Origin of the sequence: Calothrix rhizosoleniae SC01, assembly GCF_900185595.1 — a bacterium.
GTDB lineage: Bacteria > Cyanobacteriota > Cyanobacteriia > Cyanobacteriales > Nostocaceae > Calothrix_A > Calothrix_A rhizosoleniae.
In genome coordinates this window covers 1-22,810 of sequence record NZ_FYBH01000363.1, presented here as the reverse complement: position 1 = coordinate 22,810, position 22,810 = coordinate 1, and the positions used below count along the sequence as shown (strand labels likewise).

Sequence of the window (22,810 nt, the reverse complement as noted above, 5' to 3'; positions counted from 1 at the left end):
CAGCTCAAGTCGCCACAGACGAAATTGAAGATGGGGCATGTAGCCTTACCAAAGAAGGACAACAAAAAACTGAAAAAATAGCCAAAAGATTATTAGACTTGGGTTTACACTTTGAGCTCATCGCCACCAGTCCCTTAGTCAGAGCGCGACAAACTGCGGAAATCCTCAAAGGAGTGGGACTGAGTTCCCAGATAGAAGAATGTAAATATCTGGCTCCCGATGGTGATATTTTTAATTGGTTAAAGAACTGGTTAGAACCCAAAAAATATTCTCCAAATACTCAAATAGCTCTGGTTGGACATGAGCCATGTTTGAGTAGCTGGGCAGAAATTCTCATCTGGGGAGAAGCTAGAGCCAGGTTAATTCTGAAAAAAGCAGGTATGATCGGAATAACGCTACCAGAAACAAGTTCTCCCTTGGGTCACAGTCAGATGTTTTGGTTGACACCACCCAAGTACTTGCTTTAACAGGTTTCCGATAATTCTGACAGAATTTGTGCAATTACGGATACTGTTATGGTAGCAATGGTTTCTGGTAATTGAAACTCAACAAATCTTACAAAAGCAGATGGTGTTGCCATGATGGTGTGCGAATATAAGCCTGGTTTGGAGGGCATTCCTGCCGCCCAATCAAGTATCAGTAATGTTAACGGGCTAGATGGAATATTAGAATACCGTGGCATCCGCATTGAAGAATTGGCAGAGAAAAGTACATTTTTGGAAACGGCTTACCTGCTGATCTGGGGTGAGTTGCCTTCGACAGAAGAATTAGCAAAGTTTGAGGATGACGTATATCACCATAGACGGATCAAATACCGCATCCGGGACATGATGAAATGCTTCCCAGAAAGTGGTCATCCGATGGATGCTCTACAAGCCTCAGCAGCCGCTTTAGGTTTGTTTTATTCCCAGCGTGACTTACGTAACCCTGTTTACATTCGTAAAGCAGTGGTGCAGCTCATAGCCACAATTCCGACTATGGTAGCAGCTTTCCAACTAATGCGGAAAGGTAATGATCCTGTCAAACCTCGTGATGACTTAAACTATGCTGCCAACTTCTTGTATATGCTCACCGAGAAGGAACCAGATCCACTGGCGGCAAGAATTTTTGATGTTTGCTTGATTCTTCATGCCGAACATACAATGAATGCCTCCACCTTCAGCGCCAGAGTCACAGGTTCTACCCTCACAGACCCTTATGCCATAGTTGCTAGCGCCGTAGGAACCCTAGGAGGACCTTTACATGGCGGAGCTAATGAAGAAGTAATTGGTATGCTCGAAGAAATTGGCTCAGTCGAAAATGTCCGCCCCTATGTAGAGGATTTAATCGCCCGGAAAGCCAAAATTATGGGGTTTGGTCATCGAGTTTACAAGGTCAAAGATCCAAGAGCCAAAATACTGCAAAATCTCGCCGAACAACTATTCTCCAAATTTGGTCAGGACAAATACTATGATATTGCCCAGGAAATGGAGCGGGTGGTAGGAGAAAAACTTGGTCATAAAGGTGTTTATGCTAATGTTGACTTTTACTCCGGTTTGGTGTACAGAAAATTGGGCATTACCACAGATTTATTTACACCAATTTTTGCGATCGCTCGTGTAGCGGGTTGGTTAGCACATTGGAAAGAACAGCTAGCAGAAAACCGGATTTTCCGTCCTACCCAAATTTACAAAGGTCTTCATGACCAACCCTATACCCCGATTGAGAAGAGATAGGGGAGAGTGGGGAGTGTGAGGGTGTGGAGAGTGAGAGAGTGATGGAGTGATGGTTGATGGTTGGGAGTTAAGATTTTTTATCTTTCACTCTTTCCCTCTTTCCCTCTTCCCCACCTTCCCTCCTCTTCAATAGGGAATCTCAATTAACACTATAAGTAGAAATTCCCATCCGGGACATGAGGCAAAAACCATCCAAGGATATACTAGGCATGGGAATTGCACAGAATCTTAAGTTTTGCCTGGTTTAGGCGGAGATATTGATGGGTGAATTTACATTTATTAACTAAGTAGATAGTTCACTTAAGATAAAGGATGTAGATACCAACAAAGGACAATTTTTGGTCAACGCCAATGAAATAAACCACGTGTAATTACCTTTATCTTGTCAACTACTCTACCTCTAGGAACAACTATCAATGCATTGATGCCCTATATTACTAACTAACAACTAACAACTAGCAACTAACAACTAACAACTAACCTCACCCTATAGCCTTCTGTTGACTTAAAGAATGGGAAAACATGAATCCAGGAATTGATCTGCAAGGAACATTTATTAAATCCCTGATAAATTTGGGATTACCAACTGGTACAGCCAAAGCTATCTGGATGCCATTACCGATGATTCTCATGGTTATTGGTGCCACGGTAGGGGTACTAACCTGTGTTTGGCTAGAACGGAAAATTTCAGCAGCAGCACAGCAGCGGATTGGTCCTGAATACATTGGTCCTTTGGGGTTGCTGGCTCCTGTCGCAGACGGAATCAAGTTGGTATTTAAGGAAGATATTGTACCAGCAAAATCAGATCCCTTTTTATTTACCCTTGGGCCGATCCTAGTTGTCCTACCAGTATTTTTGTCTTACTTAATTTTGCCCTTTGGACAAAATTTAGTGATTACAAATATAGGTATGGGGGTCTTTTTGTGGATTGCCTTATCTAGCATTCAACCCATTGGTTTATTAATGGCTGGATATGCTTCCAATAACAAATATTCCCTATTGGGTGGTTTGCGAGCCGCAGCCCAATCAATTAGCTATGAGATTCCTTTAGCATTGGCAGTCTTAGCGATTGTGATGATGTCTAATAGTCTCAGTACCGTAGACATTGTGAATCAGCAATCTGGTTATGGCATTCTTGGCTGGAATGTGTGGCGACAACCAGTGGGATTTATGATTTTTTGGATCGCAGCCCTGGCGGAATGCGAACGTATGCCTTTTGACTTACCAGAAGCAGAAGAAGAACTAGTAGCAGGTTATCAAACTGAATACTCAGGCATGAAATTTGCCTTATTCTATTTAAGTTCCTATGTCAACCTAGTTCTTTCTGCCCTGCTAGTATCGATTTTGTATTTGGGCGGTTGGGATTTTCCGATTCCGATCCATCTCCTTGGGGATTGGTTGGGAGTCAGTGAAACTAATCCAGTACTACAAGTGGTGACTGCTTCTTTAGGAATCACCATGACTGTACTCAAAGCTTACTTTCTTGTCTTCCTAGCTATTCTTTTGCGTTGGACAGTGCCTCGGGTTCGCATTGACCAATTACTAGATTTAGGATGGAAGTTTTTACTACCAATTGGTTTGGTGAATTTACTGTTAACCGCAGCTCTCAAGCTAGCATTTCCCGTCGCCTTTGGTGGATAGAAGAATTTTAAATTGGAGATTTTAGATTTTGGATTCATCCTGAAATCTAAAATCCAACATCTAAAATCCAAAATCCAAAATTGATTAAAGAGAGAGAGACAATGTTAAACTTCCTCAAACAAGTTGGTGATTATGCCAAAGAAACGGTACAAGCAGCCCGCTATATTGGTCAAGGGCTATCTGTAACCTTCGAGCACATGCAGCGCCGTCCAGTTACCGTCCAGTACCCTTACGAAAAACTAATTCCCAGCGAAAGATTTCGGGGTCGAATTCACTACGAATTTGACAAATGCATCGCTTGTGAAGTTTGCGTTCGCGTATGCCCCATTAATCTACCAGTAGTAGACTGGGAATTTGATAAAGCCAGTAAAAAGAAAAAACTCAAGCACTATAGTATTGATTTTGGAGTTTGTATCTTCTGCGGTAACTGTGTGGAATATTGCCCCACAAATTGTCTATCAATGACAGAAGATTATGAACTAGCAGCTTATGATCGTCATGAACTGAACTATGATAGTGTAGCCCTTGGTCGCTTGCCTTACAAAGTCACAGATGACCCGATGGTTACACCATTACGGGAACTAGTTTACCTACCTAAAGGCGTTATGGATCCCCACGATGTACCTGCAGACGCTCCCCGTGCAGGTAATCGTCCAGAAGACTTAATAGAACAAGAAAAATAAATGTACATGCTCCTTGGTTATTAGTTAAAAAATAAATAACAAAGGAAAATGACAAGTGACAAATGACAAAGGACTAAAAAAGTGGATTTAGCACAAGGAGTACAGTCGGTTTCGTTTGCCATCTTGGCAGTAATGATGATTGGAACAGCACTAGGGGTAGTGTTAACTTCCAGCATTGTCTACTCCGCTTTTTTGCTAGGGGGAGTATTTATTAGCATCGCAGGAATGTACCTACTACTGAATGCTGATTTTGTCGCTATGGCTCAGATATTAGTTTATGTGGGTGCCATTAATGTCCTAATTTTGTTTGCCATTATGTTGGTAAACAAGCGCCAAGAATTTGTCGCTTTACCAACAACTTGGATACGCAAAATTTTAACTGCATTGGTGAGTGTGGGATTATTTGCCCTATTAAGTACGATGGTATTGGCAACCCCTTGGTCCCATTCCTCTGCTACCCCCGTAAATAATTCTGTAGTTTTAATTGGTGAGCATTTTTTCAGTGACTTTTTGCTGCCCTTTGAATTAGCATCTGTATTGTTATTAATGGCAATGGTGGGGGCAATTATTCTAGCTCGCCGTGAATATATTCCAGATTCCGAACTATCTGCGGAATCCTCATCTAGCGTTTTGCAATTGCCAGAACGTCCTCGAGAGTTAATTTCAGCCGGAAGTGAACAAGAGTAAGGGAATAGCTAGCAACAATAATTGGGAATCCTGGTCATTGCAAAGCCAGGAGAGTTCAATCATTGCTTACCTAGCAATAATCTTTGTGGAGGAAAACCAAAATTTATGCAACTTGAGTACTTTTTATTACTAGCTGCTGCTTTATTTTGCATTGGCATTTATGGCTTGATTACTAGCCGCAATGCAGTCAGAGTGTTAATGTCAATCGAGTTGCTGTTGAATGCTGTGAACTTAAATTTAATGGCATTTTCCAACTACCTAGATCCTCAAGCAATTAAAGGTCAGGTATTTACAGTGTTTGTCATCGCCATAGCAGCGGCTGAAGCAGCAGTTGGTTTAGCGATTGTACTAGCAATTTATCGCAACCGCGATACCGTTGATATGGAGCAGTTCAATCTCCTCAAGTGGTAATATTGTGGACCTAAAGCAGGTAATTATTGCTTATAAGGCAACAGACTCCCAAAGCAAACGTTGGGCCGAAATCTGTGCCAAACAATTAGAAAATCGTCAATGCCAGGTATTAATGGGTCCTAGTGGAGCAAAAGATAATCCTTATCCGGTGTTTTTGGCTTCCGCAGGACAACCAATTGACCTGGCTTTAGTTCTTGGTGGTGATGGCACTGTTTTGACTGGTGCTAGACATTTAGCCCCAGCTGGCGTTCCTATTTTGGGAGTAAATGTAGGGGGTCATCTGGGGTTTTTAACCGAATCTGTGGAAGAGTTTCAAGATACAGAGAAAGTCTGGGATCGTTTGTTTGAGGATCGCTATGCCATTCAGCGACGGATGATGTTACAGGCATCAGTGTTTGAAGGTCAAGGCTCAAATTGGGAGCCAGTGAGCGAGCGATATTTGTGTTTGAATGAAATGTGTGTCAAACCAGCTTCTGCCGATCGCATGATTACCTCCATTCTGGAAATGGCAATTGATGGTGAGGTGGTGGATCAATATGTAGGAGATGGGTTAATTGTTTCCACACCTACGGGTTCTACTGGTTACACGGTGTCTGCTTGTGGTCCGATTATGCATGATGGGATGGAAGCCATTAACATCACTCCAATTTGTCCCATGAGTCTTTCTAGCCGACCCCTAATTCTACCTCCTGGTGCCGTGGTAAATATTTGGCCCTTGGGAGATTATGATTTGAGTACTAAGCTGTGGATGGATGGGGTGTTGGCGACTTCAATTTGGCCTGGACATCGAGTTGATATTAGAATGGCAGATTGTCGAGCCAAATTTATTATTTTACGGGAGAATAATTCCTACTATCAAACCCTGCGAGAAAAGTTATTGTGGGCTGGAACCAGGGTACGCTACAGCAATAATCAGGGAAATGGCAATAATCGGGGAAATTAATTGGTTTTTGGCACCTACCTAGAGAATAAATTCAGTAATCGAGAGCAATTATCAATCCTGTGGGAGAGGGGAGTGTGGGAAATGTGGGAAATGTGGGAAGTGTGGGGAGACTAAAAAAGTAATAAGCTTTCAAGTTCCTAAAGTTCATCCAGATCCGCACCTAACTGTCGCAGCTTTTCCAATAATCGTAATTTTTCTAACCTTTCGTTTTCAGCTTGTTGACGTTCATGCTGCAGAGCCTGTTCCATTTGCGCTGACCTTTGGCGTTCCTGTTCAGCCCGTTGGCTTTCCTGGTTAGCCCGTTGGCTTTCCTGATCAGCACGTTGTCGTTCTCCCTCCAATTGTTCTTCCAGTCGCCGAATTAATTCTTGAGATAATGGATAAGGTTTACCCTCCCCATCATGCCGTGCCAATCATTCTCGCCTAATTCCCCCTAATTCTCCTCGTACTCGTCCAATTCCCAATTCAATCTCAGGTATCCAAAAGGGTTCTCCCTTTTGTAATTGATATTCTCCTTCTACTAGCTTGTAAATTTCCAAGGGTTCATGTTTGTTTCTCTTACTGTATTCAGGGTTGTAAATAATGTAGTATTTAGCTCCCAAAAGGGCATAGTCAGCCATCTTACCGCCATATTCCTGACCATAAGTTTTAGAAACAAACTCCAAAACTAGAATGGGGATAATCTCGTTTTCTTCTTGGAGAACATAGCTCAGACGACCCTTCCCTTCCCTTTTGTGGCGTTGTACTCCTACACTTAAAAAGCCGTCAGGTATTACTGCTGGAGTGCGTTTCCTTTGAGCTTCTCGGTCATAAATGCCCATGTCAACACCAAAGAACCAATATTGTCGCTCGCCCCAGATTTGTTCAAGCATGGCTAGCAACCAGTTGGGAATGGTGTTTTGATTTTCGTTATCCACGGGGGTGTCGTCGGAGCAAGGGAGTTCTTCTGAGGTGGGAAGTTGCCGTTCAGGGTCAACAAGATAAGATGACATGACATAATCCCCCAAGGTTTTAGGACTGCTATTATGTTAGCTCTAAACTTCCCCGAACAAATATATCATGGGAGCTAAAATTGAGAATTTCAGCTCCCATGAGTCTATTTTTCATCGCCCTCTTACCACCTCCACACATTCAAGACTACGTCAACCAAATTAAACAAAACTTTGCAGATGACTATGGCAGTAGCCATGCTCAAAAATCCCCACCACACATTACCCTACAACCACCCTTTGAATGGCAAGATGATAACTTGACGGTTCTAGAGTCATGCTTGCAAGGGTTTGTAGTCTCTAAGGATGTAGTACCAATTACTCTCAATGGTTTTGGTGCTTTTGTACCTCGCGTTATTTATATCCATGTGGAGAAAAGCTCAGAATTACTAGCTTTACAAATCGATTTAATGGCATATGTGGAGAAAAATCTAGGAATAGTTGATCAAGTATCTAAAACCCGTGCCTTTGCACCCCATATGACAGTTGCTTTTAGGGATTTAAGCAAGCAAAATTTTAAAGCCGCATGGCAAAAATATCAGCAAAGAGAGTTATATTTTGAATTTATCGGTGCTGAGTTAACTTTGTTACGCCATAATAAGAAACGCTGGCATATTCAATCTCAGTTTTCTTTAAATGAAAAAGAAGATGATATGCTTCCTAACTGATAACTGATAACTGATAACTGAAATGGCTGACCTCAACCTGAAGGCAGAACATAAATTATTTAACGGTAAACTCGGTTTTTACTCCCATTTATCTTCTTGCTGTAATGGTGAGATGCGCTTTTCTGTCTACCAACCACCCCAAACTAAATCACAAAATGTACCAATTCTTTACTTTCTTTCTGGGCTGACTTGTACGGAAGAAAATTTTATGGTGAAGGCTGGAGCCCAAAGATTTGCAGCAAAATATGGTTTGATGTTGGTTGTGCCCGATACTAGTCCTCGCAATACAGGTATTCCTGGAGAAGATGAGGAATGGGATATTGGTACGGGGGCTGGTTTTTATGTGGATGCAACCCAAAAGCCTTGGGTAACTCACTACCAAATGTATAGCTATGTTGTCCGAGAATTGCCTCAATTAATTGCGGCGAACTTCCCAGGAGAATCATCTAGACAAAGTATTTTTGGTCATTCTATGGGGGGACATGGGGCACTGGTTTGTGCTTTACGCAATCCCCAGCAGTATAAATCTGTGTCAGCTTTTGCTCCTATTGTTGCACCCACACACAGCTCTTGGGGAGAAAAAATTTTGAGCCGTTATTTGGGTGAAGATAGAGAAAAATGGCGTGCTTATGATGCGAGCGAATTAATTCGTCTAGAAAAATTCCATAGTCCAATTTTAATTGACCAAGGTACTACGGATGAATTTCTCGCCCAACAGCTATTACCAACATTGTTTGAGCAAGCCTGTGAACAAGTAAATCAACCTTTGACCTTAAGGTATCAAGAAGGCTATGATCATAGCTACTACTTTATCAACACCTTTATAGAAGATCATATTCGTCATCATGCGATCGCACTACTTGGATAGTTAAATGAGCTACATGTACTAACGATATTTATACTGATGAATGACGACGAATTCTAAAAATCCAAAATCCAAAATGATATTAGTGGGGATCTGAATACCCACTAATTTGATCAAACTTGCCAATCTAGGGTAAGTCCGAGGCAGGAGGCAGGGGAGCAGGAAGCACGATAAAAATGGCATTCCCCCTACTTATTCTGGTCAAAAATCAACTACGTTGGAATTGGACTTCATTTAGATCTGGAGTCTCATAATATACTTGAAATTTTGTTTTTGCGACTTCAGTCTGTCTTGTTGGAGTTTGTACTTGTAGATGATGCTGCATTGCTTGCATTTGTAACATCATATTTTGAAGTTGTTTTTGTAACTCCTCAAATTCAGTATTTTCAGTTATTTGATTAGTTACTTTGTCTGTGTTTGGCGTTGTTTGGGCATAACCTGCAAATTCTTGGTTCGATGGATTTTGTGGGTTAGGGGAGCTGATTGAAGACATCTCATTTCCCGGAGGATGAATGGGAGATTGATATACTTGAGCAGGAGTTTGTGCTACCACAGGTTGAGAGACTGTGTCCCTAGGATTTAAACTAGGATTAAATGGTACTTCATCATCCAAGAAACCTCTTAACCCAGAGATTTGTAAACGAGATTCTGATAATTTTAGTTCTCTAATTAAGTCTTCTTTTTCTTGTAAGTGTTTTTCTAAATTAGATAACTTCTGTTCTGCGGCTAAAGATTTACGACTAGAATTGCGCCAGCCACTCATGGCTAACATAGAAATTCCTGCACCAAGACTAATTGCCGTGGCTCCTATGACATAGCCAATTGCTCCTTCCCTGAGTCTACCGTGGAAAAAAGGTTCTTGTTCTAGCTTAATTTCAATTAATTTATCTCCCAATAAACCAAGAGGGACAGTCATAGCAGAAAAAGCTGCCAAGGAAGCAAATACAGGTGGAATGAAAAATTTTTTCAGTGCAGATATAGCCATTTTTTACAGTTAAATAATTGTCCAGAGCTAAAAATAAACTGTGTCTATTTTAGAAATCTATAGTTCTGTCCCAGAATAGCCAATCAAGGGGGAGGAACATCAATCAGGTGACTACATATAGTCGAAATACCTAGGATGTTATTTAGATTTTAGAGATTGACTTGGAGCAAAATTACATATTTTGAATATGCATTTGTTTTACAAGACTATTACGGTGCTAATTTAATTTATAACTGGTGGTTCCTATTTTGTTTTGATATTGATGATAAATGGTTTGTTTAATACCTATATACAATTTATTCCTCATATTGATTTTATTCAATATCAAAGTGATAAAGTAATGGGGAAATTATTTAAATTTTTGGCAAATTTAAAGGTATTGTCAGTAATTTTATGGAAATACAAACTTGGTAAATTGGTTTTTCTATATATGAATCTAGATTAATTTTTTCTTCCCTATGCTTAGAAATCAGGAATCAGGAGGAAAAAATAAGTTTTAAGTTCAGCCTTTTTGCCTTGCCCAAACTGGGTTTAAGACCCCCAGTAAATCCTAGATTTATTGGTCTGAAATTACTGGAGGTCAGAATCTCCAAGAACATTAAGCCTTCTATCTTGAAAATAGGGGTTAGGTGTTAGGGGTTGGGGGATAGGGAAGAGTTATTTTCATCCTTGATGGTGAAAAATTTTTTCATCGGGACTGCCTTCTAGCTACTGCCTGCTTCAATAGTACTGAATGTAAGCAGATGAACTGGAGAAAGAGATTTTTTCAGGAATCCTAACATTGGCAACAAGGATGCTATATTAGTAAGTCTAGTAGTGTGTGTACATAATTAAAAGTCTTAACTGGAACCGACTGTGGCGAATTCAAAGTCTGCTCTCAAACGTGCTCAAATCGCGGAACGTAACCGATTGCGTAACAGAAACTACAATTCAGCAGTAAGAACGCTGATGAAAAAGTACTTTGTTGCTGTAGATGACTATAAAGCTAATCCTAGCCCGGAATTACAGCAAGAAGTGCTGACTCAAATGTCCGCGACTTACAGCAAAATTGATAAAGCAGTTAAGCGCGGTGTCTTTCATCCTAATAATGGAGCAAGAAAAAAATCAAGACTTGCAAAAAACTAAAGCAAGTTTCCGAAGCAGTTGTAGCAAAAGAGTGAATACCTATTAGACATTAGTCTTTTACCCTAAGGGCTAATGTCTAATGGTTGGTTAGCTATGTGATATTTGTAACTAAAAGAATGCAGCTGATCGATACCCACGTTCATCTTAATTTTGATACTTTTGAGCCAGATTTACTGGCTGTGCGATCGCGGTGGCAAGAAGCAGGAGTGGTACATTTAGTACACTCGTGTGTTCAACCGTCGGAATTTACTCAAATTCAAGCCATAGCTCAACGTTTTTCAGAAATTAGCGTTGCGGTGGGATTACATCCTCTGGATGCAGAAAAATGGCATCAGCAAATGGCAGAGGAAATTAAATCTCTGGCACTTTCCGAACCGAAAGTGGTAGCTATAGGCGAAACCGGTTTGGATTTTTACAAGGCAGATAACCATGAACAACAGTTAATGGTATTCGAGTCCCATTTATCGATTGCTGCGGAATTAAACTTACCCGTAATTATTCATTGCCGTCAGGCGGCGATACAAGTTAAAGAGGTATTACAAAAATGGCGTGATATTAAAGGAGATGTGATTCGAGGTGTAATGCATTGCTGGGGTGGTACCCCAGAAGAGACTCAATGGTTCCTAGATCTGGGTTTTTACATTAGTTTTAGCGGTACAGTTACCTTCAAGAATGCTACAAAAATTCAAGAGTCAGCTGCTATGGTCAGTGCAGAACGATTACTAGTGGAAACTGATTGTCCTTTTTTATCCCCCGTTCCTAAAAGGGGAGAAAAGCGAAGTGAACCAGCATACGTCCGTTATGTAGCCGAAAAGATAGCTAACTTAAGAGGAGAAACATTGGAGGCGATTGCATCTCAAACGACTCAAAATGCATGTGCATTATTTGGGTTGACAGTTTAATTTTATACTCTCCCGACGAAGCAATACTGAATTGGCTGAAAAAGTAAAATGTGAGGATGAAAAAAATATGGTAAAATTGTATCCTCAAAAAATTTTGCTTGCGCCATAATGGTTAAGGAAGAAATTGTCAAATCATTAATTTGAGTCTTGAGAATATATACTTGCCCATCCACCAAACTCTACAAGTTAATACATTTGAGGAAAGCTGACAGTTACCATGCATTCTCGAACATGAATACTTGTATTACGTAGATAGTAAACCCCTTACTTATAAAAACATCTAACACTCAATTAATTGGTGACAATCTTGACTAAATTTCAATTTTTATATTAATAGCAGTTGCTTGAGGAGATAAATACTTATATTTTCTACGATATCATCTCTTCGGAGCTAAAGCCACTACCTGAGTATAAATACGGTTAACTAATCTACTCGGGAATACAAATTGACAAATTAGCGCTATTCAACTTAACACATTTTGGGGAGGGGGAAGTGAGTAACAACAAAACAGAAAAAAAACTTTATTTGCGAATCGGGGGAAAGACCAATTCTGGTTATGGTCTTGGGACCATAACTTCTTCTGGGTTCAGTAACTAACTGAGAAACCCTTTTTTTGGTTAAACGTACCCCATTTGTCCATACCTGCAATTAGCAGGTGGTGTCAGGAGAATTTCTCGCACACCAACAAGTTGAACAAGGTTGAGAAAGGTAGAGGCATGACTAACGAAACTCTGATGACACCCACCTTTTTATTGCCCGACTTGATCGAAATTCAGCGTTCTAGTTTTCGCTGGTTTTTGGAAGAAGGGTTAATAGAAGAACTGAACTCCTTTAGTCCAATTACAGACTATACAGGCAAATTAGAGTTGCATTTTTTGGGGCATAATTACAGGCTCAAAGAGCCAAAATACGATGTTGGAGAGTCTAAAAGGCGGGATAGTACCTATGCCGTACAAATGTATGTTCCGACCCGCTTAATTAACAAAGAAACGGGAGAAATTAAGGAGCAGGAAGTATTTATTGGAGATTTGCCTCTGATGACGGAGCGAGGCACATTTATTATTAACGGTGCCGAGCGGGTGATTGTCAACCAAATTGTGCGATCGCCTGGAGTTTACTACAAGTCAGAGATTGACAAAAACGGTAGACGTACCTATTCAGCTAGTTTAATCCCTAATCGTGGGGCATGGCTAAAGTTTGAAACAGACCGTAATGACCTAGTTTGGGTACGGATTGATAAAACCCGCAAATTGTCCGCACAGGTTTTATTAAAAGCACTGGGGTTATCAGATAATGAAATTTTTGATGCCCTCCGCCATCCAGAATATTTCCAAAAGACTATCGAAAAAGAAGGACAATTTTCCGAAGAAGAAGCTTTGATGGAATTATACCGGAAGCTTCGTCCTGGTGAACCTCCCACAGTTTTGGGTGGACAACAGTTATTAGACTCCCGGTTTTTCGATCCCAAACGCTACGACTTGGGACGGGTAGGACGCTACAAACTTAACAAAAAATTACGCCTGCAAGTACCAGATACAGTTAGGGTACTCACCCCTCAAGATATTTTGGCGGCAGTAGACTACCTCATTAATCTCGAATATGATATTGGTAGCATAGATGACATAGATCACCTCGGTAATCGTCGAGTCAGAAGTGTGGGTGAACTTCTGCAAAACCAAGTCAGAGTTGGTTTAAACCGTTTAGAAAGAATTATTCGGGAAAGGATGACTGTATCCGATGCCGAAGTATTAACCCCTGCCTCTTTAGTCAATCCCAAACCACTGGTAGCAGCAATCAAAGAATTCTTTGGTTCCAGCCAATTATCCCAGTTCATGGATCAAACCAATCCTCTGGCAGAATTGACCCACAAACGTCGTCTGTCAGCCTTGGGGCCAGGTGGTTTAACCAGAGAACGGGCTGGTTTTGCCGTACGGGATATTCACCCCTCCCACTATGGACGAATTTGCCCCATAGAAACCCCAGAAGGACCAAATGCAGGTTTGATTGGTTCTCTGGCTACCCATGCCAAGGTGAATGCCTACGGCTTTTTGGAAACCCCCTTCCGGCATGTAGAAAATGGGCGAGTCCGGTTTGATTTACCGGCAGAATACATGACCGCCGATGAAGAAGACGATTTGCGGGTAGCTCCTGGTGACACCCAGTTAGATGAAAACGGTTATATCATCGGGCCCCAAGTACCCGTGCGCTATCGTCAGGATTGGTCCACAACCACCCCAGAACAAGTGGATTACGTCGCCGTATCCCCGGTGCAAATTGTATCGGTAGCTACGAGTATGATCCCCTTCCTAGAGCATGATGACGCTAACCGCGCCCTGATGGGGTCAAACATGCAAAGACAGGCAGTACCTCTGTTAAAGCCAGAAAGACCCTTAGTGGGTACTGGATTAGAAGCACAGGCAGCAAGAGACTCGGGGATGGTAATTGTCAGCCGTACTGATGGGGATGTAGTCTACGTAGATGCGAAGGAAATTCGTGTGCGGACTCGAGTTCCAGCTTTACCAGCAGGCGAATCTGAGGACGGGGAATTGGCAAGGGGAAATAATTCCCAACCCACTGAAACCAAGTATTATCTTTCCAAATACCAACGTTCTAACCAGGATACTTGTCTCAACCAAAAGCCTTTAGTACGTATTGGTGAGCGAGTAGCAACTGGACAAGTTCTAGCAGACGGTTCCTCTACCGAAGGTGGAGAACTAGCATTGGGACAAAATATTGTAGTTGCCTATATGCCTTGGGAAGGCTACAACTACGAAGATGCGATTTTGATTTCCGAGCGATTGGTACAGGATGATATTTACACCTCCATTCACATTGAAAAATATGAAATTGAGGCACGGCAAACCAAACTAGGTCCAGAAGAAATTACCCGAGAAATTCCCAACGTGGGTGAAGATGCTTTGCGGAATTTGGACGAACAGGGAATTATTCGCATTGGTGCCTGGGTAGAAGCTGGGGATATTTTGGTTGGTAAAGTCACACCAAAGGGTGAATCTGACCAACCACCGGAAGAAAAATTATTGCGGGCAATTTTTGGTGAAAAAGCCAGGGATGTACGGGATAATTCCTTGCGGGTACCCAACGGTGAAAAAGGTCGCGTAGTTGATGTCCGTTTATTTACCCGAGAACAAGGAGATGAATTGCCACCAGGAGCCAACATGGTGGTACGGGTATATGTGGGGCAAAAACGCAAAATCCAAGTGGGCGACAAAATGGCAGGACGACACGGTAATAAAGGGATTATTTCCCGCATATTACCCATCGAAGATATGCCCTATTTGCCCGATGGCTCCCCTGTTGATATTGTTCTTAACCCCTTGGGTGTACCTAGCCGGATGAATGTTGGTCAGGTATTTGAATGCTTATTGGGATGGGCTGGTCAAAATTTAGGCGTGCGATTTAAGATAACCCCCTTTGATGAAATGTATGGTGAAGAATCATCCCGTCGCATTGTCAATGGCAAATTGCAAGAAGCCAGGGATGAAACTGGGAGAAACTGGGTCTTTAATCCAGACAATCCGGGCAAAATTATGGTCTATGACGGTCGTACCGGAGAACCTTTTGACAGACCCATAACTGTGGGTGTGGCTTACATGTTGAAACTAGTACATCTAGTAGATGATAAAATTCACGCTCGGTCTACAGGTCCATATTCCTTAGTAACTCAGCAACCCCTCGGCGGTAAGGCACAGCAAGGGGGACAGCGATTTGGAGAAATGGAAGTATGGGCATTAGAAGCATTTGGAGCCGCCTATACCTTACAGGAATTATTAACCGTAAAATCTGACGATATGCAGGGACGCAACGAAGCTCTCAATGCGATCGTCAAAGGGAAAGCAATTCCGCGACCCGGTACCCCAGAGTCCTTTAAGGTCTTGATGCGGGAATTGCAGTCCTTAGGTTTAGATATTGCTGTCCATAAGGTAGAAACTCAGACAGATGGCAGTTCTTTAGATGTAGAGGTAGATTTGATGGCAGACAATAACTCCCGTCGCACTCCTTCACGTCCTACCTATGAATCTCTATCCCGAGAGCCAATTGAAGAAGAAGAATCCCCATCATTATAAAGGGGTATAGGCGCAATTATTGCCGGCAACTAGGAGGGGAACTGAAAGATAAATAATCATGAATTCATTCCTCATCCTAGCCGGTAATAGAATCAACACATTTAACCATCTGCTACACACTTCACAGTCCATAACTTCATATTTCATCCTTCTATGAGAAACGCCCAAAGCAATCAGTTTGACTACGTAAAAATTGGCTTGGCATCACCGGAACGAATTCGCCAGTGGGGAGAGCGAACCTTGCCTAATGGTCAGGTCGTAGGTGAGGTGACAAAGCCAGAAACCATTAACTACCGAACTTTAAAGCCAGAAATGGATGGCTTATTCTGCGAGCGGATCTTTGGTCCAGCAAAAGATTGGGAATGTCACTGTGGTAAATACAAAAGAGTCCGCCACCGGGGTATAGTCTGCGAACGTTGTGGCGTAGAAGTTACCGAATCACGGGTGCGTCGTCATCGCATGGGCTACATTAAATTAGCTGCACCAGTGGCTCACGTCTGGTATCTCAAAGGTATTCCCAGTTATATTGCCATTCTCCTGGATATGCCCCTAAGGGATGTGGAGCAGATTGTCTATTTTAATTCCTATGTGGTTCTCAACCCTGGTAATGCAGAAACCCTTACCTATAAACAGTTATTGAGTGAAGATCAATGGCTGGAAATTGAAGACCAAATTTACAGTGAAGACTCAGAATTGGTAGAGGTAGAGGTAGGTATTGGGGCAGAGGCTTTATTGCGACTCTTAGCTGACATTGACTTGGAGCCGGAAGCTGAAAGCTTGCGGGAAAATATTACCACTGCTAAGGGGCAAAAGCGGGCAAAACTAATCAAGCGTTTGCGGGTAATTGACAATTTTATTGCTACAGGTTCCCAGCCTGAATGGATGGTAATGTCGGTTATTCCCGTGATTCCCCCGGATTTACGCCCCATGGTGCAGTTAGATGGAGGAAGATTTGCCACCAGCGACTTGAATGACTTATATCGTCGGGTAATTAACCGTAATAACCGTTTAGCAAGACTGCAAGAAATTCTCGCTCCCGAAATCATTGTTCGCAATGAAAAGCGAATGCTACAAGAAGCAGTGGATGCTTTAATTGATAATGGACGGCGGGGAAGAACCGTAGTTGGAGCAAATAATCGCCCCTTAAAATCCTTATCTGACATTATTGAAGGGAAACAGGGACGTTTCCGTCAGAATTTGCTGGGTAAACGGGTAGACTATTCCGGTCGTTCTGTAATTGTGGTGGGTCCAAAATTAAGTATCCACCAGTGTGGATTGCCAAGGGAAATGGCAATTGAGTTATTCCAGCCCTTTGTGATCAATCGCCTGATTCGTAGTGGCATGGTAAACAACATCAAAGCTGCGAAAAAACTCATATCTCGCTCCGATCCGAGTATTTGGGATGTCCTAGAAGAAGTGATTGAAGGACACCCTGTCATGCTCAACCGGGCACCTACCCTACACCGTTTAGGTATTCAGGCATTTGAACCAATTTTAGTAGAAGGGCGGGCAATTCAACTGCATCCCTTAGTGTGCCCGGCATTTAACGCCGACTTTGATGGAGACCAAATGGCGGTTCACGTGCCATTATCCTTGGAATCCCAATCAGAAGCCCGGTTGTTGATGTTGGCATCCAATAATATTTTGTCTCCAGCTACGGGTAGACCAATTGTCACACCCAGCCAAGATATGGTTTTAGGAGCATATTATTTAACCGCAGAAAATCCCCATGCAACCAAGGGGGCAGGAGGATATTTTTCGTCCTTGGATGATGTGATTATGGCTTATGAGCAGGGAATCGTAGACTTACACGCTTATATTTACGTCCGCTATGACGGGGAAGTAGATAGTGGGGAACCTGATAACCAACCCCAATCAGAAGTCAAACATGATGATGGTACCCGCACTGTAACCTATAAATCCCGCCGGGTGAGGGAAGATGCTCAAGGAAATTTAATTTCCCAGTATATATATACAACCCCTGGTCGTGTGATTTACAACAATGCGATTCAAGAAGCGATCGCTTCTTAGGAAAGGGAGTGAAGAGTGAAGAATTAAGAGTTGGGAGTTGACAGTTGACAGGTAGGAGTTAGGAATTATTTCTTCCCTCCTCCCTCCTCGGAGTGAGTAATAACTGTCAACTAACAACTGACAACTAACAACTGACAACTAACAACTAACAACTGACAACTGGATTACTGACTAATGACTAATGAAAACATGATTTTTCGGAATCGCGTCGTTGATAAAGGTCAACTAAGGAAATTAATTTCTTGGTCATTTAACAATTATGGTACGGCAAGAACAGCCGTCATGGCAGACAAGCTAAAAGCTTTGGGGTTCCGCTATGCTACAAAAGCCGGGGTTTCCATTAGTGTAGATGACTTAATGGTTCCTCCTTCCAAGCGATCGCTCCTAGATGAAGCAGAAGCCGAAATTCGCGCCACGGAAGAACGTTATCAACGAGGTGAAATTACTGAAGTTGAACGTTTCCAAAAAGTAATTGATACCTGGAATGGTACTAGTGAATCTCTGAAAGACGAAGTCGTAAAACACTTCAAACAAACCGATCCCCTCAACTCCGTTTATATGATGGCATTCTCTGGGGCGCGGGGTAATATTTCCCAAGTGAGGCAATTGGTGGGAATGCGGGGATTGATGGCAGATCCCCAAGGGGAAATTATTGACCTACCCATCAAAACTAACTTCCGGGAAGGATTGACGGTAACAGAATACATGATTTCTGCTTACGGTGCCCGAAAGGGATTGGTTGATACCGCTTTACGCACAGCAGACTCCGGTTATCTGACCAGGCGATTAGTAGATGTATCCCAAGATGTAATCATTCGGGAAATCGATTGTGGTACCACCGCCGGACTTCCCATCACAGCGATGAAGGAAGGTAGTAAAACCTTAATTCCCATTGGTACCCGCCTCATGGGTAGGGTTGTGGCGGAAGATGTGATCCATCCTACAACAGGTGAAGTTATAGCTCCCCGTAACACACCAATAGACGAAGAACTAGCAGTCGCCATTGAAAAAGCCGGTGTCCAAGAAGTAATCGTGCGATCGCCATTAACCTGTGAAGCAGCTCGCTCTGTTTGTCAGCACTGTTATGGTTGGAGTTTGGCACACGCCAAAATGGTGGACTTAGGAGAAGCAGTGGGCATCATTGCTGCCCAGAGTATCGGAGAGCCGGGTACTCAGTTGACCATGCGTACATTCCACACCGGAGGTGTATTCACTGGTGAGGTTGCCAAACAAGTACGGGCAGAAATAGATGGTACTATTCGTTTCCCCAGTAAATTGAAAACTCGACCATTCCGTACCCGTCATGGTGAAGATGCTTTCTATGTAGAAATGAATGGCTCTATGACCTTGGAAGCAGCAACAGGTCGTAGCAAAGATAACAAGGATATTCCTGTTACCCAAGGTTCCACTCTTTATATTGGCGATGGGAAAACAGTTAAGCAAGGGCAGCTATTAGCAGAGGTAGCTTTAGGGGGACGTACCACCAGAATCAATACAGAAAAAGCAGTCAAAGATGTAGCCACTGACTTGGCTGGAGAAGTCAAGTTCGCTGATGTTGTTCCCGAGCAAAAAACTGATCGCCAAGGTAATACTACCACTACTGCAGCTCGGGGTGGCTTGATTTGGGTTCTATCTGGGGAAGTTTATAATCTGCCTCCAGGTGCAGAATTAGTTGTTAAAAATAACTCTAAAATTGATACTAATGGAGTCCTAGCAGAAACCAAGCTGACTACCATGCATGGTGGTGTAGTTAGATTACCAGAATCAGCTCCAGGAAAGAGTACTCGGGAGATTGAAATTATTACCGCCTCTGTGGTTTTAGACCAGGCAACAGTGACGGTGCAAAGCCAACAAGGTCGTAACAATTACTTGGTAAGTACGGGTAATAATCAACAATTTAATCTGAGAGCCGCCCCAGGAACAAAAGTGCAAAATGGTCAGGTAGTAGCAGAATTGATTGATGACCACTACCGTACCAACACCGGAGGATTAATCAAATATGCCGGTATAGAAGTTCAGAAAAAAGGTAAAGCAAAGCAGGGTTATGAAATAGTTCAGGGTGGTACTCTACTGTGGATACCCGAAGAAACCCATGAAGTAAATAAAGATATTTCCCTACTGCTGGTCGAAGATGGTCAATATATCGAAGCTAGCACAGAAATTGTCAAAGATATCTTCTGCCAAAATAATGGTGTGGTGGAAATTACCCAGAAAAACGACATTCTCAGGGAAGTAGTGGTAAAACCAGGTGAACTGCTCATGGTAGACAATCCAGAAGCAGTTATGGGCAAAGATGATACCTTTATTCAACCTGGAGAAGAGTTTTTGGGACAAACCTTCACAGAATTACGCTACATCCAGTATGTAGAATCTCCAGAAGGTCCAGCCATCTTAAGCCGTCCAGTGGTTGAGTTCCCCGTACCCAACGAGCCAGATGTCCCATCCACCACCTCAGTCAGTCAGGAAACCGGACGTTCTATTCAATTGCGGGCAGTACAACGTCTACCCTATAAAGACTCCGAGCGAGTCAAATCCGTAGAAGGTGTAGAACTACTACGTACCCAACTGGTATTAGAAATTGAAACTGAAGCGGAACAAGAACATAGTGCTTCTCCTCTCGCAGCCGATATTGAATTAATGCCAGATGAGGCAAATCCAGAGATTCAGCGCCTACAAATGGTAATTTTAGAATCTTTGATTGTTCGTCGGGATATTGCTGCGGACGCAACTCAAGGTAGTACCCACACAACTCTAGAAGTCGAGGAAGGGGATACTATTTTACCCGGCGCAGTAGTAGCACGTACCCAGATTTTATGTAAAGAAGGGGGTATAGTTCGTAGCTTGCAAAAAGGAAGTGAGATCGTTCGTCGCTGTCTAGTCTTGAGAAATCAAGACACAGTACAAATTGAAACCAAGACTCAGCCCCAGGTGAAAACTGGTGACTTGCTGGTTGAAGGCATAGAGATTGCAGTAGGACAATTTGTCAGTGAATCTGGGCAAGTCATAGAAGTTAAAAAACCTGATTCTGGTTCTACTGGCGACGATTCTGCCTTGGCTACTCAAAACTACACAGTTACCATTCGTAATGGTCGTCCTTATCGTGTGAGTCCCGGTGCTGTATTACAAATAGAAAATGGGGATTTGGTGCAACGGGGTGACAACCTAGTACTGTTGGTATTTGAACGTGCTAAAACCGGTGATATTATTCAAGGATTACCAAGAATTGAAGAACTCCTGGAAGCTCGTAAGCCCAAAGAAGCGTGTATTTTGGCAAAACGGTCTGGGGAACTAAAAGTAGTTTATGGTGATGGTGATGAAGCGATCGCTTTGAAGATAGCTGAATCTAGTGGAGCTGTCACCGATTACTCCCTAGGACCAGGACAAAACTTAATTATTCCTGATGGAGAAATGGTGAATGCAGGCCAACCATTAACTGATGGTCCTTCTAATCCCCATGAAATTTTAGAAACTTTCTTTAATTTGGGTTCAGAAGACGGAGTTTATGCCTGTGCTAGTCATGCCCTGCAAAAGGTACAAAATTTCTTGGTGAACGAAGTGCAGTCTGTATACCAGTCTCAAGGGATTGATATTGCTGACAAACACATTGAGGTAATTGTTCGTCAAATGACCGCCAAAGTCAGAATAGATGATGGTGGTGACACTACCATGTTACCGGGAGAATTGATTGAACTGCGCCAAGTTGAGCAGGTAAATGAAGCAATGGCAATTACTGGTGGTGCTAGGGCTCAGTATACCCCTGTACTTTTGGGTATAACCAAAGCATCTTTGAATACCGATAGCTTTATTTCTGCGGCATCTTTCCAAGAAACAACAAGGGTACTAACTGAAGCAGCTATTGAAGGTAAATCTGACTGGTTGCGAGGGTTAAAAGAAAACGTGATTATTGGACGTTTGATTCCCGCCGGTACTGGCTTTAATGCTTATGAAGATGCAAATTCCATAGAAGATTATGCTACAGATCTGACCAATAGTGTTTTAGATGAGGTAGATGATCCATTGGATATGGTTCTGGATGATCGCACCGCTCGTAGTTATCATTTAGATTCCTCTAATATGGGTGATTCTGGATTTATGAGCAGACGCACAGATCCATCTTTACCTATGTCTGAGCCATCTGTTTTGGATGACGACTTTATTGCTGATGAAGTCGCTGATCTGACTGATTCAGATGATTATGAATCTGATGATTATGAGTAAATTTCCTGGTTAATATTTTGAGTTCCCATTTTTTACATGGGAACTCTTTTTTTGTCTGTTTTTTGGGAAACTGTTTTTTTTCAGTAAATTTTATTCAGCACAAGTACTGATGACGTTTCTACACAACTCGCAAAACATTAGAAGTATGTCTTCTTTAAGATTTGTTAGTTAATCAGCCCTTATGCCTGAAATTCCATGAATTTTTCCCAATTCCTCCCTTCTCTGAACAGATGGCAACCATTAACCCAAGACAGTCAGGGCTCCGTGGCAAAATTAGGCTCGTGGCGTAATTTTGTGATGCAGTTAATTCTTGGAGGCACCACTTTAGTAGTCAGTGTCTCCGCCTATTACAGCTATCAAGTTGTGCGTAACTTGATGCTAGACAATTTGAAACAAAATGCTTTTTTGCAAGTACAGCAAAAGGTGGATGAAATTGACAGCTGGTTGGCAATTCTCAAAGCTCGAATGGAGATGCTTGCGAATACTCCTACTGTAACCTGAGTTCGGGATAAGGAAAGGGACAGGTAGTAAGCTGAAAATAATAGAGGTTATGTCTCGAAAGAACTTGCTGAAAAACTTTTCAAAGAATTCGGGATTGAATTTTTCGCCAAACCCCGTCGCAACATGAAAAACAAGTTGATGCGCCTTCATGACAAACTTTTGTCACGTAAGCGCTCAATTATTGAAACAATTAACGACCAACTCAAGAATATTTCTCAGATAGAACATTCTAGACATCGCAGCCCCGTTAATTTCTGCGTTAATGTTTTGTGTGGATTAATCGCTTATTGCCATCAACCAAAAAAGCCCAGCCTTCACATGGACTGGATTTTACCCCAATCTGCTTAACCCGAACTCAGG

Annotated in this window: 18 protein-coding genes and 1 pseudogene; 16 read left to right on the top strand and 3 right to left on the bottom strand. The window is 42.3% G+C overall.

The features are described 5' to 3' along the window. The first annotated feature begins 23 nt into the window (after positions 1–23). The 7 genes from sixA to CALSC_RS22290 all read left to right on the top strand — a co-directional run bounded on the left by sixA (position 24) and on the right by CALSC_RS22290 (position 6,080). On the top strand, positions 24–467 hold the full coding sequence (gene sixA / locus CALSC_RS22320) for a phosphohistidine phosphatase SixA (protein WP_088243449.1): 444 nt from the start codon (positions 24–26) through the stop codon (positions 465–467). A 111-nt stretch (positions 468–578) separates the two neighbouring features. Then, on the top strand, positions 579–1,715 hold the full coding sequence (locus CALSC_RS22315) for a citrate synthase (RefSeq protein WP_088243448.1): 1,137 nt from the start codon (positions 579–581) through the stop codon (positions 1,713–1,715). A 522-nt stretch (positions 1,716–2,237) separates the two neighbouring features. Continuing rightward, complete coding sequence (nuoH, locus tag CALSC_RS22310) at positions 2,238–3,356, top strand: NADH-quinone oxidoreductase subunit NuoH (protein ID WP_088243447.1); 1,119 nt, start codon at positions 2,238–2,240, stop codon at positions 3,354–3,356. A gap of 101 nt (positions 3,357–3,457) precedes the next feature. Further along, complete coding sequence (gene ndhI, locus CALSC_RS22305) at positions 3,458–4,039, top strand: NAD(P)H-quinone oxidoreductase subunit I (protein WP_088243446.1); 582 nt, start codon at positions 3,458–3,460, stop codon at positions 4,037–4,039. 81 nt (positions 4,040–4,120) lie between these two features. Then, the gene (locus tag CALSC_RS22300; protein ID WP_088243445.1) at positions 4,121–4,726 is read left to right on the top strand and encodes an NADH-quinone oxidoreductase subunit J; all 606 of its coding nucleotides are present in this window, start codon (positions 4,121–4,123) and stop codon (positions 4,724–4,726) included. Positions 4,727–4,831: 105 nt separating this feature from the next. Beyond that, the gene (nuoK, locus tag CALSC_RS22295; RefSeq protein WP_088243444.1) at positions 4,832–5,137 is read left to right on the top strand and encodes an NADH-quinone oxidoreductase subunit NuoK; all 306 of its coding nucleotides are present in this window, start codon (positions 4,832–4,834) and stop codon (positions 5,135–5,137) included. 4 nt (positions 5,138–5,141) lie between these two features. Continuing rightward, complete coding sequence (locus CALSC_RS22290; RefSeq protein ID WP_088243443.1) at positions 5,142–6,080, top strand: NAD(+) kinase; 939 nt, start codon at positions 5,142–5,144, stop codon at positions 6,078–6,080. A 137-nt stretch (positions 6,081–6,217) separates the two neighbouring features. On the opposite strand, the gene CALSC_RS27655 is transcribed toward CALSC_RS22290, so the two are convergent. Then, a complete protein-coding gene (locus CALSC_RS27655) occupies positions 6,218–6,493 on the bottom strand; it encodes a hypothetical protein (protein ID WP_235006898.1) in 276 nt (91 codons plus the stop codon). Next, positions 6,494–7,072 (bottom strand): Uma2 family endonuclease, encoded by a 579-nt coding sequence (locus CALSC_RS22285; RefSeq protein WP_235006897.1) that lies wholly within the window; start codon positions 7,070–7,072, stop codon positions 6,494–6,496. It lies immediately after the preceding gene. A gap of 98 nt (positions 7,073–7,170) precedes the next feature. On the opposite strand from CALSC_RS22285, the gene CALSC_RS22280 reads away from it, so the two are divergent. Together CALSC_RS22280 and fghA are read left to right on the top strand one after the other, a co-directional pair. Continuing rightward, on the top strand, positions 7,171–7,737 hold the full coding sequence (locus CALSC_RS22280; protein WP_088243442.1) for a 2'-5' RNA ligase family protein: 567 nt from the start codon (positions 7,171–7,173) through the stop codon (positions 7,735–7,737). 22 nt (positions 7,738–7,759) lie between these two features. Next, positions 7,760–8,605: an S-formylglutathione hydrolase gene (fghA, locus tag CALSC_RS22275; RefSeq protein ID WP_088243441.1), complete on the top strand. Its 846-nt coding sequence runs from the start codon at positions 7,760–7,762 to the stop codon at positions 8,603–8,605. 205 nt (positions 8,606–8,810) lie between these two features. Here the strand turns inward: fghA and CALSC_RS22270 are convergent, their stop codons facing one another. After that, complete coding sequence (locus tag CALSC_RS22270; RefSeq protein WP_088243440.1) at positions 8,811–9,587, bottom strand: hypothetical protein; 777 nt, start codon at positions 9,585–9,587, stop codon at positions 8,811–8,813. Between the two features lie 855 nt (positions 9,588–10,442). Here CALSC_RS22270 and rpsT point away from each other — a divergent pair. The 7 genes and pseudogenes from rpsT to CALSC_RS22230 all read left to right on the top strand — a co-directional run. Then, positions 10,443–10,712: a 30S ribosomal protein S20 gene (rpsT, locus tag CALSC_RS22260; protein ID WP_088243438.1), complete on the top strand. Its 270-nt coding sequence runs from the start codon at positions 10,443–10,445 to the stop codon at positions 10,710–10,712. Positions 10,713–10,828: 116 nt separating this feature from the next. Continuing rightward, positions 10,829–11,614, top strand: a complete 786-nt coding sequence (locus CALSC_RS22255; protein WP_088243437.1) for a TatD family hydrolase — start codon at positions 10,829–10,831, stop codon at positions 11,612–11,614. Positions 11,615–12,331: 717 nt separating this feature from the next. Next, positions 12,332–15,700 (top strand): DNA-directed RNA polymerase subunit beta, encoded by a 3,369-nt coding sequence (rpoB, locus tag CALSC_RS22250; RefSeq protein ID WP_088243436.1) that lies wholly within the window; start codon positions 12,332–12,334, stop codon positions 15,698–15,700. 153 nt (positions 15,701–15,853) lie between these two features. Continuing rightward, positions 15,854–17,731, top strand: coding sequence for a DNA-directed RNA polymerase subunit gamma (locus CALSC_RS22245; RefSeq protein ID WP_088243435.1), 1,878 nt, complete (start codon positions 15,854–15,856; stop codon positions 17,729–17,731). A 174-nt stretch (positions 17,732–17,905) separates the two neighbouring features. Continuing rightward, positions 17,906–21,949, top strand: a complete 4,044-nt coding sequence (locus CALSC_RS22240; RefSeq protein ID WP_088243434.1) for a DNA-directed RNA polymerase subunit beta'' — start codon at positions 17,906–17,908, stop codon at positions 21,947–21,949. A gap of 195 nt (positions 21,950–22,144) precedes the next feature. Beyond that, positions 22,145–22,450 (top strand): hypothetical protein, encoded by a 306-nt coding sequence (locus tag CALSC_RS27650; RefSeq protein ID WP_235006896.1) that lies wholly within the window; start codon positions 22,145–22,147, stop codon positions 22,448–22,450. Positions 22,451–22,489: 39 nt separating this feature from the next. Then, positions 22,490–22,798 (top strand): annotated as a pseudogene (locus tag CALSC_RS22230) (transposase); the annotation flags it as partial. Positions 22,799–22,810: the final 12 nt, after the last annotated feature.

Bases quoted from the DNA above. Each gene is read 5' to 3' on its own strand.
- CALSC_RS22255 (WP_088243437.1), top strand. From the start codon at position 10,829: ATGCAGCTGATCGATACCCACGTTCATCTTAATTTTGATACTTTTGAG.
- CALSC_RS27650 (WP_235006896.1), top strand. From the start codon at position 22,145: ATGAATTTTTCCCAATTCCTCCCTTCTCTGAACAGATGGCAACCATTA.
- CALSC_RS22285 (WP_235006897.1), bottom strand. From the start codon at position 7,072: ATGTCATCTTATCTTGTTGACCCTGAACGGCAACTTCCCACCTCAGAA.
- ndhI (WP_088243446.1), top strand. From the start codon at position 3,458: ATGTTAAACTTCCTCAAACAAGTTGGTGATTATGCCAAAGAAACGGTA.
- CALSC_RS22240 (WP_088243434.1), top strand. From the start codon at position 17,906: ATGACTAATGAAAACATGATTTTTCGGAATCGCGTCGTTGATAAAGGT.
- nuoK (WP_088243444.1), top strand. From the start codon at position 4,832: ATGCAACTTGAGTACTTTTTATTACTAGCTGCTGCTTTATTTTGCATT.
- CALSC_RS22315 (WP_088243448.1), top strand. From the start codon at position 579: ATGATGGTGTGCGAATATAAGCCTGGTTTGGAGGGCATTCCTGCCGCC.
- CALSC_RS22270 (WP_088243440.1), bottom strand. From the start codon at position 9,587: ATGGCTATATCTGCACTGAAAAAATTTTTCATTCCACCTGTATTTGCT.
- CALSC_RS22280 (WP_088243442.1), top strand. From the start codon at position 7,171: ATGAGTCTATTTTTCATCGCCCTCTTACCACCTCCACACATTCAAGAC.
- nuoH (WP_088243447.1), top strand. From the start codon at position 2,238: ATGAATCCAGGAATTGATCTGCAAGGAACATTTATTAAATCCCTGATA.
- CALSC_RS22245 (WP_088243435.1), top strand. From the start codon at position 15,854: ATGAGAAACGCCCAAAGCAATCAGTTTGACTACGTAAAAATTGGCTTG.
- fghA (WP_088243441.1), top strand. From the start codon at position 7,760: ATGGCTGACCTCAACCTGAAGGCAGAACATAAATTATTTAACGGTAAA.
- rpoB (WP_088243436.1), top strand. From the start codon at position 12,332: ATGACTAACGAAACTCTGATGACACCCACCTTTTTATTGCCCGACTTG.